The sequence below is a fragment of the Brevibacillus sp. HB1.3 genome, assembly GCF_013186635.1.
In the GTDB taxonomy this organism is placed as follows: Bacteria; Bacillota; Bacilli; order Brevibacillales; family Brevibacillaceae; genus Brevibacillus; species Brevibacillus brevis_D.
In genome coordinates this window covers 87368-102881 of the sequence record NZ_JABMIT010000014.1, presented here as the reverse complement: position 1 = coordinate 102881, position 15514 = coordinate 87368, and the positions used below count along the sequence as shown (strand labels likewise).

14 protein-coding genes and 1 other annotated feature are annotated in these 15514 nt (G+C 48.4%); of the genes, 13 read left to right on the top strand and 1 reads right to left on the bottom strand.

The features are described 5' to 3' along the window. Positions 1 to 3: 3 nt before the first annotated feature. Complete coding sequence (locus HPY31_RS25320) at positions 4 to 186, bottom strand: hypothetical protein (protein ID WP_026133903.1); 183 nt, start codon at positions 184 to 186, stop codon at positions 4 to 6. Positions 187 to 436: 250 nt separating this feature from the next. Between HPY31_RS25320 and HPY31_RS25315 the strand changes: the two genes are divergently transcribed. The 13 genes from HPY31_RS25315 (at position 437) to HPY31_RS25255 (ending at position 15504) form a co-directional block, all read left to right on the top strand. Continuing rightward, positions 437 to 1639, top strand: coding sequence for a PP2C family protein-serine/threonine phosphatase (locus HPY31_RS25315; protein ID WP_172142927.1), 1203 nt, complete (start codon positions 437 to 439; stop codon positions 1637 to 1639). A gap of 27 nt (positions 1640 to 1666) precedes the next feature. Continuing rightward, the gene (locus HPY31_RS25310; protein ID WP_172142926.1) at positions 1667 to 2905 is read left to right on the top strand and encodes an ATP-binding protein; all 1239 of its coding nucleotides are present in this window, start codon (positions 1667 to 1669) and stop codon (positions 2903 to 2905) included. Positions 2906 to 3012: 107 nt separating this feature from the next. Then, on the top strand, positions 3013 to 3339 hold the full coding sequence (locus HPY31_RS25305) for an STAS domain-containing protein (RefSeq protein WP_016739180.1): 327 nt from the start codon (positions 3013 to 3015) through the stop codon (positions 3337 to 3339). Between the two features lie 58 nt (positions 3340 to 3397). Continuing rightward, positions 3398 to 3639, top strand: a binding site (T-box leader). Positions 3640 to 3696: 57 nt separating this feature from the next. Beyond that, on the top strand, positions 3697 to 6369 hold the full coding sequence (locus tag HPY31_RS25300; RefSeq protein WP_172142925.1) for a valine--tRNA ligase: 2673 nt from the start codon (positions 3697 to 3699) through the stop codon (positions 6367 to 6369). Positions 6370 to 6412: 43 nt separating this feature from the next. After that, positions 6413 to 7786 (top strand): bifunctional folylpolyglutamate synthase/dihydrofolate synthase, encoded by a 1374-nt coding sequence (locus HPY31_RS25295; protein WP_172142924.1) that lies wholly within the window; start codon positions 6413 to 6415, stop codon positions 7784 to 7786. Position 7787: 1 nt separating this feature from the next. Next, entirely contained in the window at positions 7788 to 9170 is a 1383-nt protein-coding gene (gene murC / locus HPY31_RS25290; RefSeq protein WP_172142923.1) for a UDP-N-acetylmuramate--L-alanine ligase, read from the top strand. 420 nt (positions 9171 to 9590) lie between these two features. Continuing rightward, positions 9591 to 10586, top strand: a complete 996-nt coding sequence (locus HPY31_RS25285; protein ID WP_172142922.1) for a ketoacyl-ACP synthase III — start codon at positions 9591 to 9593, stop codon at positions 10584 to 10586. Positions 10587 to 10700: 114 nt separating this feature from the next. Continuing rightward, on the top strand, positions 10701 to 11135 hold the full coding sequence (locus HPY31_RS25280) for a prepilin peptidase (RefSeq protein ID WP_172142921.1): 435 nt from the start codon (positions 10701 to 10703) through the stop codon (positions 11133 to 11135). 117 nt (positions 11136 to 11252) lie between these two features. Further along, positions 11253 to 12557, top strand: a complete 1305-nt coding sequence (locus tag HPY31_RS25275) for a hypothetical protein (RefSeq protein ID WP_172142920.1) — start codon at positions 11253 to 11255, stop codon at positions 12555 to 12557. 159 nt (positions 12558 to 12716) lie between these two features. Further along, on the top strand, positions 12717 to 12956 hold the full coding sequence (locus tag HPY31_RS25270) for a DUF4321 domain-containing protein (protein ID WP_026133904.1): 240 nt from the start codon (positions 12717 to 12719) through the stop codon (positions 12954 to 12956). 8 nt (positions 12957 to 12964) lie between these two features. Further along, positions 12965 to 13552, top strand: coding sequence for a Maf family protein (locus HPY31_RS25265; RefSeq protein WP_172142919.1), 588 nt, complete (start codon positions 12965 to 12967; stop codon positions 13550 to 13552). Between the two features lie 101 nt (positions 13553 to 13653). After that, positions 13654 to 14352 (top strand): RadC family protein, encoded by a 699-nt coding sequence (radC, locus tag HPY31_RS25260; protein WP_137029879.1) that lies wholly within the window; start codon positions 13654 to 13656, stop codon positions 14350 to 14352. 108 nt (positions 14353 to 14460) lie between these two features. Continuing rightward, the gene (locus tag HPY31_RS25255; RefSeq protein ID WP_016739188.1) at positions 14461 to 15504 is read left to right on the top strand and encodes a rod shape-determining protein; all 1044 of its coding nucleotides are present in this window, start codon (positions 14461 to 14463) and stop codon (positions 15502 to 15504) included. Positions 15505 to 15514: the final 10 nt, after the last annotated feature.

The following is a 15514-nucleotide window of genomic DNA, read 5'->3' as shown; positions in this document are numbered from 1 at the left end:
TTTTTATAACCATTCAAGAGAGATGGCAACATAGAGCATGGCCAGCAAACCAAGAAGGATGACATCAAAAGAGGTAGGAAACACAACCGTTCGGACAAACTGAAAAACCAACAGCGGAAAGAGCACCTGTTTGCATCCGTATTTGATCCGTAAATACGTGGGGTTATACTTCCAACGAAAATTCATCACAATCACCTCATTCCAGCATATGCGCGGTGACTTTGGACAGTGTCTACAACCTTGAACAAACACCAGAAACATTTTCATGGAAAGTAGATAGTGGTTTGAATGGCGCCTGAAAAGGGAAGGTGTAGGGCAGGAAGGCTAGGACGAAACGAATAAAGGTGATCATAATGTTTTTGAAAATTGCCAAAACCCTTTGCGCAATTCCCGAAAGAAAGAATTATGCTAAAGTGTGTATGGGAGTGGCCCGGGGATGAATCATCAATTGGTCAAACTAATGGAATTGAAACAGAATTACGAGTATCTGGTGATGACCAGCAATGAGCAAAGTAAACGCCAGGTCAATTACGAGAGCCTCATGCCATTTATAGAAGAGTTAGTCGATACGTGGTTCGTGAAAATGGACAAGCCGTGCTTCCTGTCGATCTCGTTTGAATCGGCTTTAGGTGTTGTCTATTTTCGAATCGAGCGTGGCAACAAAGAGAGCGCAAAAGTGCAGCGCGAGGTAGAGGAGCGCATTGTTGTCTCGGAACAGTGTGATACCGCTCAAACACCGCGTTATGTCCGTTTGTTCGCCCAGAGTAACGTCAACGACCGTGAGCTAAAGGAACTGGAGAAATCTTTTTATGGGCTGCTTCTCGTAAACATCCGGGCGTTGATTCTCAGATGTCAACAGGACCAGTCATCAGGACAGCGAGAAATTGAGATGGAGATGAAGCTGGCTAGACGCATGCAGTCGATGCTCATTCCCACAGAAGAATTGCAGTTGACCAGTTTGCGAACAAGAACAGTTTACGTACCAGTCGATTATGTCGGCGGAGATTACATTGATTATCGACAAATTAATGATCGCTACACTTGTTTTATCATTGCGGATGTGTCTGGTCACGGTTTTTTGGCCAGTATTTGGGCAACGGGGATTAGGATAGCTGTACGGCAGGTGTTGCAGTCCAGCTATTTGCCAGATGAGATTTTGGAAAGACTCAATCAGTTGCTTTATGCAGATTTGGTGAAAACCCGGTCTTACATTACGATGCTGGTTGCTGTCTATGATGAGGTGGAACACAAAATTCGATTTAGCAGGGCAGGACATCCACAGCCTTTTTATTTGTCCAAATCGAATCCAACCGTATTAGCCTGCAAGGGTGGGGTAGGCCTAGGGCTTTCGCCCGATAGCACGTACCAAATGGAGGAGGTACCCTTAGAAGAAGAGGGGATGCTATTACTCTACACAGATGGTTTGATCGATACAGGGAGAAAAGATGTGTTTCGAGGAAGCAGGCATTGGCTAGAAGAACTAACTTCCTTATTACATATGCCTGGTGACAGTAAGCAGGAGCCGATGGATCGAGTTGAGTCCTACTTAATGGAGATAACACAGCAGCGACAACAAACGGATGATATTTCTGTGTTGATTCTTCAATTTGAGCCTGAAGAGAGTATAGCCCTCGTGTAGTTGCGTCAGTGAATAGGAGGATGAACTGTGATTTTGTGTGAGCGTTGTCCGGACAATCCCACTTGTGATAATTGCCTTGTCGCGCTACGTTCTGGCGGTGCAGCGAATAAAGTCGTTCCGCCCCGCACTGTTAAGGTGACGAACCTAGCAACGATGGAATCGTTCCAGGCGAAGCTGGTAGCAGTGAGTCGGACGACCATTGGGTTAAGCAGTTCTGATCATGATTTGCACGGACGCATAGAAATAGAGCTCGCCTATGATTTCCGAATTATCGGTAGCGGATTGCGTGGTATAGCTGGTGATCCTTACCATATTATCGATATCGAAAAGGTTTTGCGACGGGAAGATGTCCTGGAGCGATTGCTTCTGGAAGAATTTCACACGTGGCACATGAGTGGCGAATTGGACCCTACAGACGTCTTGTTACATTGGAAGGATCGAGACGACGAGCGGGGGCGATTAATCAAACAAGAGATTCAAAAGCTATCGATACTGCGTCAGATCGAGACCATTTTCCTCTATCTTTACGATGAAGGGGAAGTGCGTCCGCTGGGTGACGCTCGTGCAAGTGTGGAAGTAGAGCGAGAAATGCAACGACTGGTCGAAGAGGCGGCTGGAACGGGCGGAGCTGTGAGGGAGCAAATTGTCACCTCGGATGGTACAAAGGTGTTTGATTTATACACATCTGTATTGCCAGATCGGACCTGTGGAATTGCCTTGATTGATGTCACCGCCGTCATTGCAGAAGAACGAAAACGCAAAAGACGGGAATGGGAGATCTACAAAGATATTCTGGGTGTGGTCACTGAAGGTAAGCTGTTGTTGCTTAGTGATGAAGAATTATTTTTCTTGCTTCGGGAAGGGCATAAGCTCTTGGCGATTGATATCCGTTTACCGGAGCAGCTTGCAGAACTGCGTAAATTGTTCAAGCAGGCCTTGGAACCACAAGGCATTTCTGATAAACGATTATTGCAGTTTCTCGTTGCAGTCAACGAAGCTGCTTCGAATACGTTGAAGCACGGAAATGGCGGTGTGGTCACGTTATACTTATCGAATGACAGGCAGATGTGCCGGGCTGTGATCCATGATGAAGGCCAAGGAATTTTGCTCGAGGATATTCCGCGCGCTACCTTACAGCAAGGATTTTCTACACGCCACTCGCTTGGGGCCGGCTTTCACGTGATCCTGCAATACTGTGATCGTGTATATTTGAGCAGCTCGCTGGCGGGAACAAAGCTTATTTTAGAATGTATCCTTTCGCGTTAAGAAACGATTTCCAAAAAGCCAAATGTTTGCAAGTGAATGAAAATGGGTAATATAGTAAAAGGACGAGCAGATTGGGTGTACCGATACCTATTGAGAGGAGTTTGAGCATGGACTACCGCGCAACAGAGGCGAACGGACAAGCTACATTGTTTTTCGTCGGAGAGTTGGACATGGCTGTAGGAGATCGAGTGGGTGAATTGCTCCAGCAGTATGGAGGGCGAAATCAATCCGTTACCGTCGATTTTCAAGGTGTCTCCTTTGTAGATTCTTCCGGTATTGGAAGCCTGTTTTTTACCACGAAAGAATTGTTGGCCTTGGGCAAGCAGGTAGAAATCGTCAATGTCCGAGAAGAAATTCTCGATATTTTGGGCGTTCTCGGTTTTACCGAAGCACTGGGCATTGCAGTTGGAAAAGTGGGCGAAACCCGGGTTTGACGCCAAACAGCGTGATTGTATATAATAGTGAAAGCTAACAATAAGACAACTACATACGATATGAACGATGAGTGGGAAGAGTAAGTCAGGACGCCTTGGCAGAGAGGAGAATCAGTAGCTGCGAGATTCTCTAAGGTCATGAATGGCTGAAGGTCGCCCAGGAGTTTTTTCGGTGAAAGCATGTGCCTAGCCGAGACCGGTTCGCAACCGTTATCTTGTCAGAGTGAACACGCCATAAGCATGACGTTTATCGTGTGTTAACAAAGGTGGTACCGCGAAAATAATCCTTTCGTCCTTTGCGATGAAGGGTTTTTTTATTTTTTGCAAAGCAAGCCATGCTAATAGGAGGAGTCGTACATGTCTACACAGCCAACAACCGACATCGACCAATTGCTGCCGAAAAACTATGATCCAAAAGCAGCAGAGAACAAATGGTATCCGTATTGGATCGAAAAACAATTTTTCAAGGCAGAACGTGACCCGAACAAACGTCCGTTTACGATTGTTATTCCACCGCCGAACGTTACAGGTAAATTGCATTTGGGCCACGCTCTGGATACGACTTTGCAAGATATCATTACGCGTACCAAACGTATGCAAGGCTACAGCGCCTTGTTCTTGCCAGGTATGGACCACGCCGGTATCGCAACCCAAGCGCGGGTAGAGGCTACCTTGCGAGAAGAAGGCATCTCTCGTCATGACCTAGGCCGCGAAAAATTCGTGGAAAAGGTATGGGAATGGAAGCACATTTACGCTTCGCATATTCGTGAGCAGTGGGAAAAACTCGGTCTTGCCCTGGATTACTCCCGCGAGCGTTTTACCATGGATGAGGGCCTGTCCCAAGCTGTACGCGAAGTATTTGTTCGCTTGTACGAAAAAGGCTTGATCTATCGCGGCAATCGCATCATTAACTGGGACCCTGCTGCTCGCACGGCTTTGTCCGATATTGAAGTAATCTACAAGGAAGTAAAAGGTGCGCTGCATCACATGCGTTACCCATTGGCGGATGGCACTGGTTATATTGAAGTAGCTACAACCCGTCCTGAAACGATGTTAGGTGATACGGCTGTAGCGGTACATCCGGAAGATGAGCGTTACAAAGACATGATCGGCAAAACCGTGATTTTGCCAATCGTAGGACGCGAAATTCCAATCGTAGCAGATGACTACGTTGATCCTGAGTTTGGGTCTGGTGCTGTGAAAATTACGCCAGCACACGATCCGAATGACTTTGAATTGGGTCTTCGTCATCAGTTGCCACAAATCGTTGTCATGGATGAGACGGGCACGATGAACGAGCTGGCTGGTATCTACAAAGGCTTGGATCGCTTTGCATGCCGTAAGCAAATCATCAAAGACTTGACGGAGCAAGGCGTTATGTTCAAGGTTGAGGAGCATATTCATCAGGTTGGACATAGTGAGCGCAGCGATGCAGTCGTAGAACCATACCTTTCTACCCAATGGTTCGTAAAAATGCAGCCATTGGCTGACGAAGCACTGGCTAATGCAAATAGCCCTGAGAGTGTGAAATTCGTCCCAGAGCGCTTCAAGACGAACTACCTGCGTTGGATTGAAAACATCCGCGACTGGTGCATCTCCCGTCAGCTTTGGTGGGGTCACCGGATTCCTGCATGGTATTGCGGAGATTGTAACGAAACGATTGTATCTCGCGCGGATGTGACTGAGTGCCCAAGCTGCCACAGCCACAAGCTGGAGCAGGATAACGACGTTCTCGATACATGGTTCTCCTCTGGTCTGTGGCCGTTTTCGACGCTGGGCTGGCCAGAAGAATCCGAGGACATGAAGTACTTCTATCCAACAAATGTCCTGGTAACAGGCTACGATATCATTTTCTTCTGGGTAGCTCGCATGATGTTCTCAGGTCTTGAATTTACCGGGAAAAGTCCGTTTGAATCCGTTTTGATCCACGGCATTATTCGCGACTCCGAAGGCCGCAAAATGTCCAAATCACTCGGCAACGGTGTCGATCCGATGGAAGTAATCGAGAAGTACGGAGCGGACGCGCTGAGATACACACTGGCGACCGGGAACTCTCCAGGGAATGACCAGCGCTTCTATTGGGAAAAGGTAGAGGCAAACCGCAACTTTGCAAACAAGATTTGGAACGCGTCCCGTTTTGCCTTGATGAACCTGACTGACTTCAAATACGAGGAGATCGATTTGAGCGGTGAGCTGTCTACACCAGACAAATGGATTCTCTCCCGCCTGCAAGCAACCATTGCAGATGTAACCCGTCTCTCTGATGCATTTGAATTCGGTGAATCTGGCCGTGTGCTTTATAACTTCATTTGGGATGACCTGTGTGACTGGTATATCGAGATGGCGAAGCTGCCATTGTACGGTACCGATGAAGCGGCGAAGAAAACCACCCAATCCGTTCTGGTAACGGTTCTGGATCAAACGCTCAAGCTGTTGCATCCGTTCATGCCGTTCATCACGGAGGAAATTTGGCAGGCATTGCCGCACCAAGGCGAGAGCATCACAGTAGCACCTTGGCCAACCGTTAACGAGCAATGGATGTTTGCTGAAGCAGAAAGCGAAATGAACCAGTTGATGGATATCATCCGCAGCGTCCGCAACATCCGCGCTGAAGTAAACGTACCGATGTCCAAGAAAATTGAACTCTTGATCAAGCCAAGCGATGCACTGTCTGCTGAGCGACTGGCACGCGGTGAGCAGTATCTCACTCGTTTCTGCAACCCTGAGCGTCTGGAAATCAGCCTGGATCTGGCTACGCCTGATAAAGCGATGTCTTCTGTGATCACGGGAGCAGAACTGTTCCTTCCACTGGCGGGCTTGATTGACATCGAGCAAGAGCTGAAGCGCCTGGAAAAAGAAGTGGCGACCCTCAACGGCGAAGTGGAGCGCATTGAGAAAAAGCTTAACAATGCTGGATTTATGGCCAAGGCACCTGAAAAAGTAGTCGAAGAGGAAAAAGCGAAGATGACAGACTACATGGATAAGCGGGATAAGGTGATTGCACGACTTGCTGAATTGAAGGGCGAATGATCCGCCATACCATCGCATATTTTTGAGAATGGAGCATTGTGGTATGCATGCAGAAGAAGGGTTTGTAGAATACACCCAAGCGCTCGACTGGCTGCATGGACTCCTCAGGTTCGGTCAACGGCCGGGGCTTGAGAGAATGCAGTGGGTTTTGGAGCAGGTAGGACATCCTGAGCGGAGAATCCCGTTTATTCATGTGGCTGGCACCAATGGAAAAGGTTCAACCTGCGCATTCCTGACGCAAATGCTGATGGAAGCCGGATATAGTGTAGGTACATTTACCTCCCCCTATTTGGTGGATTTCCGTGAACGCATCCGTTACAACGGCAGCATGATCGCGGAAGAAGATCTATTGCAGCTGGTAAATGAAGTCAAGGTGTGGGTGCACCGATGCGAACAAGAAACAGAGTATGGTTCCCCTACCGAATTTGAAGTGATTACGCTGATCGCCATTCTTTATTTTTCAAGAGTGGCGAGACCAGCTGTAGTCGTTTGGGAAACAGGACTAGGCGGGCGATTGGATTCGACGAACGTCGTCCTTCCGCTTGTTTCAGTCATCACGAATATCGGCATGGACCATACACAAGTGCTGGGAGAAAGCTTGGAAGATATTGCCCGGGAAAAAGCGGGGATTATCAAGCCGGGTGTTCCTGTAGTCACAGGTGAGGTTAGGCCGGAACTTCTCGCGGTTTTTGAGGAGCGCGCGAGACAAATGAAGAGTACGCTATATCATATAGGTGAACATTTCTGGGCAGAGCAGGTAGAAGAGCAGCTGGGTGATCAACAGTTTCGTTACAAAAGCATTCACCGTCGTGCGGAAGCATCCTACCGTCTTACCATGAATGGCATTCACCAAACAACCAATGCAGCCGTTGCTTTAATGACTATCGATGTCCTGCGAAATTACTTCTCTTTCTTGCTGGAGGAAGAAGAAATATCTCGTGGTTTGCAACAAACGCGTTGGCCTGGTCGTCTAGAAGTCATCTCTCCAAGACCAATGGTTATCTTGGATGGGGCACACAATCAGGAAGGAATGGAGGCGCTTGTAAGCAGTCTGGATCGGTTGTTGCCGGACGGAGTACAGTTGCATTTGCTCTTTTCTGGATTGGCGGATAAGCCGCTCGCCAAAATGGCAGAGTCGCTCGCACCAGTTAAGTCAAAAATCAAAAAGCTGCATGTGACAACCTTTGACTTCCCGCGTGCAGCCGAAGCCAATAGCTTACAAGAGTCGTTTTTAGCCGGGGGCTGGGAGCAAGAGTTTCTCGATGCAGTCCCAGACTGGCGGGCGTTTCTCCTTTCTTGGATGCGGGAGAAGCAATTAGCGAAGGCGGATGACTGGCTGGTCGTCTGCGGTTCGCTCTACTTCATCGCCCAAGTACGCGCATTCTTTCCCACTATAGTAGAAGAGGCAGGTGAATAGGGTGGATCAGGCCCAACACGTCCACTTTGTGGGCATCGGCGGTTATGGCATGAGTGCCATTGCCCGCGTCTTGATCGACCTTGGATACAAGGTAACCGGCTCCGATGTCGCCATGAACGATTTGGCGAAAAAGCTGGAAGCAAGAGGGGCGGTCATTCATATTGGCCATAATGCTGCCCACGTGGAGGGAGCAGACAGCATCGTATACTCCACCAGTATTTCTAAAGACAATCCTGAGGTGATCGCAGGCCAAGCGCTTGGAATTCCGGTCATGCACCGGTCCCAAATGCTTGCTCGCATATTGAATGAACGCACAGGAGTAGCAGTAGCCGGAGCACACGGCAAGACGACCACGACATCGATGATCTCTCACGTGCTGGAAGAGTGCGGTGTAGACCCGACCTTCATCATTGGCGGTGAATTGATGAGTGCTGGTACCAACGCAAAGGCAGGTACCAGTGATTATGTTATTGCCGAAGCAGATGAGAGCGACGGTTCCTTTTTGGAATACAGACCGATGTATGAAATAGTGACGAGCATCGAACCAGATCATCTCGAGCATTTCGATGGCGATTTCAACAATTTGAAACAGGCATATGTCCAGTTCTTGAGCCATCTCAAACCGGATGGAAAAGCGATCCTGTGTATCGATGATTCACATGTGCGCGAAGTCATGCCGTCCGTCGAAAAAACGGTTGTGACGTATGCAGTCGATCCGAGTTTTGTGGCGCAAGCACAGTTTTCAGCCACTTCCATTGAATGTGGAGATCGTTGCAGTACGTGCCAGATTTATCACAAGGATGAGCGGTTGGGTGAATTGTGTCTCGTAGTCCCAGGCAAGCATAATATTGCAAATGCACTAGCTGCGATCATTGTATGTCTGGATATTGGCCTTTCCTTTGATAAAATTGCACAGGCGCTGTCTACCTTTAGCGGTGCCAAACGCAGATTTCAAATCATCGGGGATGCACGAGGTGTCCTGGTCGTAGACGACTACGCGCATCATCCGACAGAAATTATCGCGACACTTAGCGGGGCAAGGGCATCGGGCAGACGTGTAATCGCTGTGTTTCAGCCACAACGCTACACACGCACGTATTTCCTTATGGATGAATTCAGCCGTGCCTTCGCAGAAGCAGACGAAGTGATCATCACGGACATCTACTCCCCGGCGGGCGAAGAAAAAATCGAAGGAGTTACCTCCGAGGTGCTGGTTCAAAAAATCCGCACCAACAGCCACCCGCGTGCACAGTACATTCCTACAAAGGAACAAATGCAGGAGCATGTCTTCAAAGAATTGCAAGAGGGCGACCTCGTGTTGACAATGGGTGCAGGAGACATTTGGAAATCCGCCTATTGGCTGGCTGAAAAGCTTGAGAAATAACAGATAGAGCTGTATGAAGACTTGGAACCTACGGGTTTCAAGTCTTTTTATTTTGATCTACCTATTTATAAAAAGGTATCGAGCTACCAACAAAGCTAGTGAGAAGAAAAAGCACAGGGCTCGTAGACCTTGACAACGCCTACCCAGTCGGAACTTAAAAAAGGAGACCACGCTTGTCGAACACTTCTTCCTTGAGAAACTTCCGCCCGTAGGGTGGCTTTGGCTCGACGGTCCCCTTTTTTAAGTGGAGACGTCCAGTGAATCCCCCTAGCGGGCGTGTCAGAGTCGAAGAGAACTGTGCTTTTTCTTCTCCTCCCCTATGACGATTCAACACAGACTTTTATTTTTTAAAAAAATTAGTACCAGATACTAATATCTAGTGTTATAATCAGATCATAAAAAACGAAAGGTGATGTTCGTATGATGACAAATACAAGCCCCTTCAAATCGCGAATTACCGCCATCGGTACGTATGTGCCGAGTCGCGTTCTTACTAATACAGATATGGAAAAGCTAGTAGATACATCGAATGAGTGGATTTTGCAACGAACGGGTATACATGAGCGCCGTATGGCAAGGGAAGATGAATTTACCAGTGATCTGGCCATCGCGGCTATCCACGATATGATTGCAAATTATGGGAAGGATGTCCGCGATGTCGATATGATTTTGGTCGCAACTAGTACGCCAGACTATCCATTTCCAAGCGTCGCGAGTCAAATCCAAGCGCATTTTCAAGTCGAGCAGGCGGGAGCCATGGACCTCTCTGCTACCTGTGCAGGATTTACCTATGCGCTCCATACAGCAAATGCGCTCATCAGCTCTGGATTGCATCGCAAAGTGTTGGTGGTAGGTGCAGAAACGCTAACAAAAGTAACCGACTATACGGATCGTACCACGTGCATCTTGTTCGGGGACGGAGCGGGAGTGGTGCTGGTTGAGCAGGATTCGACAGCTCCTGGTTTTTTGGCCGCCCATCTAGGCTCAAAGGGAGACGGAGGGATTCATGTATACCGATCGGGCTTGTCCACGCGTATGGACGGACGAGAATTGAGCGGGAATGGATGCATGGTCCAAAACGGAAGAGAAGTGTACAAGTGGGCAGTAACAACTGTTCCAAAGGGGATGCAGGAAGTAGTGAACCGGGCGGGTAAAACGCTCGAAGATGTGGACTGGTTTATCCCGCACAGTGCCAATTTGCGCATGATCGAATCCATTTGTGAGAAGAGTCAGTTCCCTCTCGATAAGACATTGTACAGTCTGACACATTACGGGAACACATCAGCGGCAACCATCCCATTGTCGCTCGCCTTGGGGATCAAGGAAGGAAAAGTAAAGGCAGGGGATACGATCCTGATGTATGGTTTTGGCGGTGGTCTTGTCCACGGTGGTCTTTTGTTCACTTGGAATCCGTAAAAGTGGCTATATCGAAAATGGAGAGGCTGTCCAGAATTGTTCTGGGCAGTTTTTTTGTCTCAGGAATGGTTGATATCCTGTAAGGAGGACAGGTTTTGACTGGAGGAACAAAAAATGGCGAACACTATGATATTATTCGTACTCTGCCTTTACCTTTCGTGGGTTGATTTTCATCATAGACGAATACCCAATCGCGCATTACTTGCAGGGTTTGTCCTAATTTCTTTTCTTGAGCTCGTTCTCTCTTCGCCACTGGAATGGCTGATGGCTGGACTCTTTGCGATTCTCTGTTTACTGGTGTTTGGATGGATTAGCTATTACAAGCCTCTTGCGCTTGGGATGGGGGATGTGAAGCTATTCGCTCTAGTCTGCTATGGGCTCGGGATTCGCGATTTTGTAGTCGTTCTTACGGTTGCGAGCTTGGCAGCCTTGCTCGTCTCTCTCGTTTTGTTGCTGATACGAAAAGCAAATATAAATTGCGAAGTGCCGTTTGCGCCTTTTGTGACGATGGGGTTAGCCGTCCTTTTATTTATGAGTGAAGCCTCTTGAAATGGCTTGTGGAACCGTAGTAGAAACAAATTCGATAGAATCACTAGATAGAAGTCATAACCCGTCCGAGCAAAACGTATGCTAGTACAAAGAGCCTGTGACTAGGAGGGCAAGCGTATGAGCGGACATAATAAAAATCGTGTGACGGTCAAAATGAACGGAAGGTTCTGGGATGAAAAGCGGGACGACAGCGCTAAGGAAGCAAGTAGAAAGCGCACGCCAAAGGACGATACGCCACGCGTTCGTTTTCAAGCTCCCCCCTTACCGTTTACTGAACCGTTTAAGGAGAAGGGCAACGAAGCGTGGGAACGGATGATGCAGCTACGAGGAGCTGCCGCGAAAGAAACGAAGCCGAGTATTGAACTCGATCAGACGCCAAACGACTCCAGCGAATCCGATTTTTCCTTCGAGGATACCGAAGAAAAGGGATACAGGAGTCGACCGATGAGTCGGCTCGCAGCGTTATGGCCAGAGGGGCCCTTTTGGCGCACGACTTTAACAACAGGTGGGGCTGTAGCCATTGGCCTCTTGTTCGGATTTCTTGTATTGACGGTCTTTTCCCAAAAGGAGTTTTCCGAGTCGTACGGAAATGTTCTGAGTGAAACGGTTCAGACACTGACCGCGCCGGGTGCAGGCACTGAACAAACGGCTGGGAAAAATGGCGTGGCAGGCCCCGCTTTTCCAGATGAAAGTCAGCAAGCGCAGGGGAAGGCGAAGAATGGTAACGCAGTGGGTCAAACAGCCGGTCAAACAACGGTAGCTCTACAACTACCAGCCGTAAACATGTACGTCGCACAGGCGGGAGTATTCCAGCCGGATGCATCGCCGCAAACAGCTGTAGAACCACTGGAGAAGGCAGGTATTCCTCATCTGCTTTATAAAGACGCAAGCAAGCAGTACATGTTCGCAGCCGCTGCTCCCACAAGAGATGCTGTGCTAGGCTTTGCCGCCAGCTTGAAAAACAAAGGCATGGATATATACGTCAAAGAATTCTCCTTTCCCGCTTTTGAAGGGTCTGTCCCTGTCGGAAAAGCCGCCAACGCATCTGGTGACCCTAACGTGAATGCCTTTTTCACCCACGGAGTCAAACTCGTCCAAACACTTTCTGCACAATCGGGGCTGATTATTACGACGGGTCAACTTTCGCCAACCGCAAAAGAAACGACAGAAATAAAGGAAATTCACCGCCAATTTCTGGAGGAAAGCCGTAAAATGGAAGCCAAGGAGGCCTGGAAGCCATTGCTTGATGGGATGGTAAATGGGGTGAATCAAGCGCTGGCAGCCAGGGACAAAATGGCGGAAGCAAGCGCTGGCAAAAAGGTGGAAAGCGCGGAATCCTATGCGTGGCAAGTACAGGCAGGTGTCCTTGCCTTTTTCGAGAGCTACGCGAGTTGGATTCAAAAGGCGCATTCATCCACATAAATACAAGTTTATATGGTCTTCCGCAAGGTTTTCTTGCAGGAGGCCTTTTCTTTCTATACAGTAATTACCAGGAGCAATCAGGGATTGTTTCGCTTCTCCCCATTTGCTAAACTTATGTTTGGCAAAAAGAGAATCCCTTATAAAAAGGGAGTTGGGAAAATGGGGAAAGAAACGCTTACTCTCGTGTTTCTGTTGGTGAGTGGACTTTTGTTTGGTAGCATTATCGGGGAGATTTTAAGTCCCTGGCTACCTTTTTTGGCCAAGAGTAAAGAGATTACTTGGTCGCCTGCGGCAGATTTAGAAATTTTGAAGTACGAACTGAACTTTCAGGTAAAACTAAATCTAGCCAGTATCGGAGGCTTAGCCCTCGCGTTTTGGATACATCGACGAATAAAGTAGGTTGAAAAATGACGAAAAAAAATGTTCCTCTCATTCTGGCTTCATCTTCGCCGCGTCGAAGGGAGCTTCTGCAAACTTTAGGCTTATCATTTACCGTCATCACCAGTGATGTAGATGAGACGACCGCAGAGCATTTATCTGCGAGCGAAGTAGTAGAAGAATTGTCTTTGCGCAAGGCCAAGGAAGTGGCTTCTCGCTTGACGGAAGGCGTCGTTTTAGGATCTGATACGGTAGTCGTTCTTGATGACCAAATACTGGGCAAGCCTATTGATGAAATGGACGCATATCGTATGTTGTCCACGCTCCAGGGGCAAGAGCACACCGTTTATAGTGGAGTCGCCTTGATAGATGTGGAGACAGGTCGTACTGAAGTCTCACATAGTCTAACGCACGTAAGAATTCGAGCTTTATCAAAGCAAGAAATCAAGTCGTACATCGCGACAGGTGAGCCGATGGATAAGGCGGGCTCTTACGCCATTCAGGGTATTGGAGCCACGATCGTGGAAGGAATAAACGGAGACTATTTCACTGTTGTTGGTCTTCCGTTAGGCCTGACGTCTACTCTTTTGACACGTTTTGGGATGCCAATTTTGTAAAGTTGTCATGCTTGAAGCAAGCGACGACGGCCATACGCCTCATGAACATCTCCATGACAGCCGTTTTCGATAATGTGAATATGGCTGGAGGCGGATATAAAATGGCAACAAATACCTGTAACAAAATGCTGTTGAAAAACGTCCCTTACTATGACCGTCCACGTGAACGACTGCTTCGCGAAGGAGCGGTCCATCTGTCTGATACTGAACTTCTTGCCATTTTACTGCGGACAGGCAGGGAACAAGAGACGGCTCATCAGCTGGCTCAGCGCTTGTTAGCCAGGTTTGGAGACCTGCGTGGTTTAGCCCAAGCCTCTCATGCTGAGTTAACAGAGCTAAAAGGAATTGGTCCAGTCAAAGCGATTGAATTGCATGCTGCGTTTGAGCTTGGGCGTAGATTGATGGGAGTGCCTCGAGAGTATAGGGCTTCTATCCGTTTACCACGGGACGTAGCTGATTTGATGTCGCCAGAGCTTGCTCATTTGACACAGGAACATTTTGTCTGTCTCTTTCTGAATACCAAGAACCATGTGATTGGCAAGCAGACGATTTTCGTAGGCAGTCTGGACGCTTCCATCGTACACCCGAGAGAAGTCTTTAAAGAAGCGATCCGTCGTAGCAGCGCATCGGTGATATGCCTACATAACCATCCGAGCGGTGATCCGACACCTAGCAGGGAAGACATTGCGATTACGCAGACACTGCGTGACGCTGGTGAACTGGTAGGGATTTCATTGTTGGATCATGTTATTATCGGGGAAGGCAAGTACGTTAGTCTCAAAGAGCAAGGGTACTTGTAGCATGTTTGAAAACCTTCCCCAAAAACGCGGTCGCTCTACCTTGAAGAGGCCTCGAAAGAGGTTCTCTTATGCTTGTCATTTGGATTAATATTTGGAAGGAGTTTTTTTATGTTTGGTGGATTTACACGTGACTTGGGGATTGACCTCGGCACTGCCAATACACTTGTTTTTGTGAAGGGGAAAGGAATTGTGGTGCGGGAGCCTTCTGTTGTAGCGATCCGCACGAATAACAATTCCATTGAAGCTGTAGGGAATGCAGCAAAAAGTATGATCGGTCGTACGCCAGGTAATATCGTAGCGGTTCGCCCAATGAAAGATGGGGTTATCGCTGACTTTGATACAACTGCGACAATGATGCGCTATTTCATCAATCAAGCACAAAAAAATCAAGGGCTGTTTACACGTCGTCCAAACGTAATGGTCTGTGTACCTTCGGGAATTACTGCGGTGGAAAAGCGCGCAGTCGAAGATGCTACGAAGCAGGCTGGGGCGAAGGAAGCATATACGATTGAAGAGCCGTTTGCAGCAGCGATCGGTGCAGACCTGCCAGTGTGGGAGCCGACTGGTAGTATGGTCGTTGACATTGGCGGCGGTACGACAGAAGTTGCAATCATTTCTCTCGGGGGGATTGTTACATCCCGCTCCATTCGTGTGGCCGGGGATGAGATGGACGAGGCGATCATTCAGTACATCAAGCGCCGTTACAACTTGATGATCGGGGAACGGACTGCAGAAACACTCAAGTTGGAGATCGGCTCTGCGATTGCTCCTGATGAGGTCGAAAACGTTGACATTCGCGGTCGTGACCTTGTAACCGGATTGCCAAAAACGCTCTCGGTAAGCAGCACAGAGATTGCGGAAGCATTGGCGGAAACCATTTCTGCTATCGTGGAATCGGTGAAGGTAACACTCGAAAAAAGCCCGCCTGAGCTCGCGGCGGACATCATGGATCGTGGAATTGTACTCACAGGTGGCGGTGCGCTCTTGCGCAACATGGATCGCCTGTTAAGTAAGGAAACGGGTATGCCCGTGCATGTCGCGGAAAACGCACTGGATTGCGTAGCGATTGGAACAGGTCGTGCATTGGAGAACATTCACCTGTTCAAATCCAAGCAAGGCATCACCTCTTCCCGACTAAAACGGGGTAAATAAACGGAGGGTA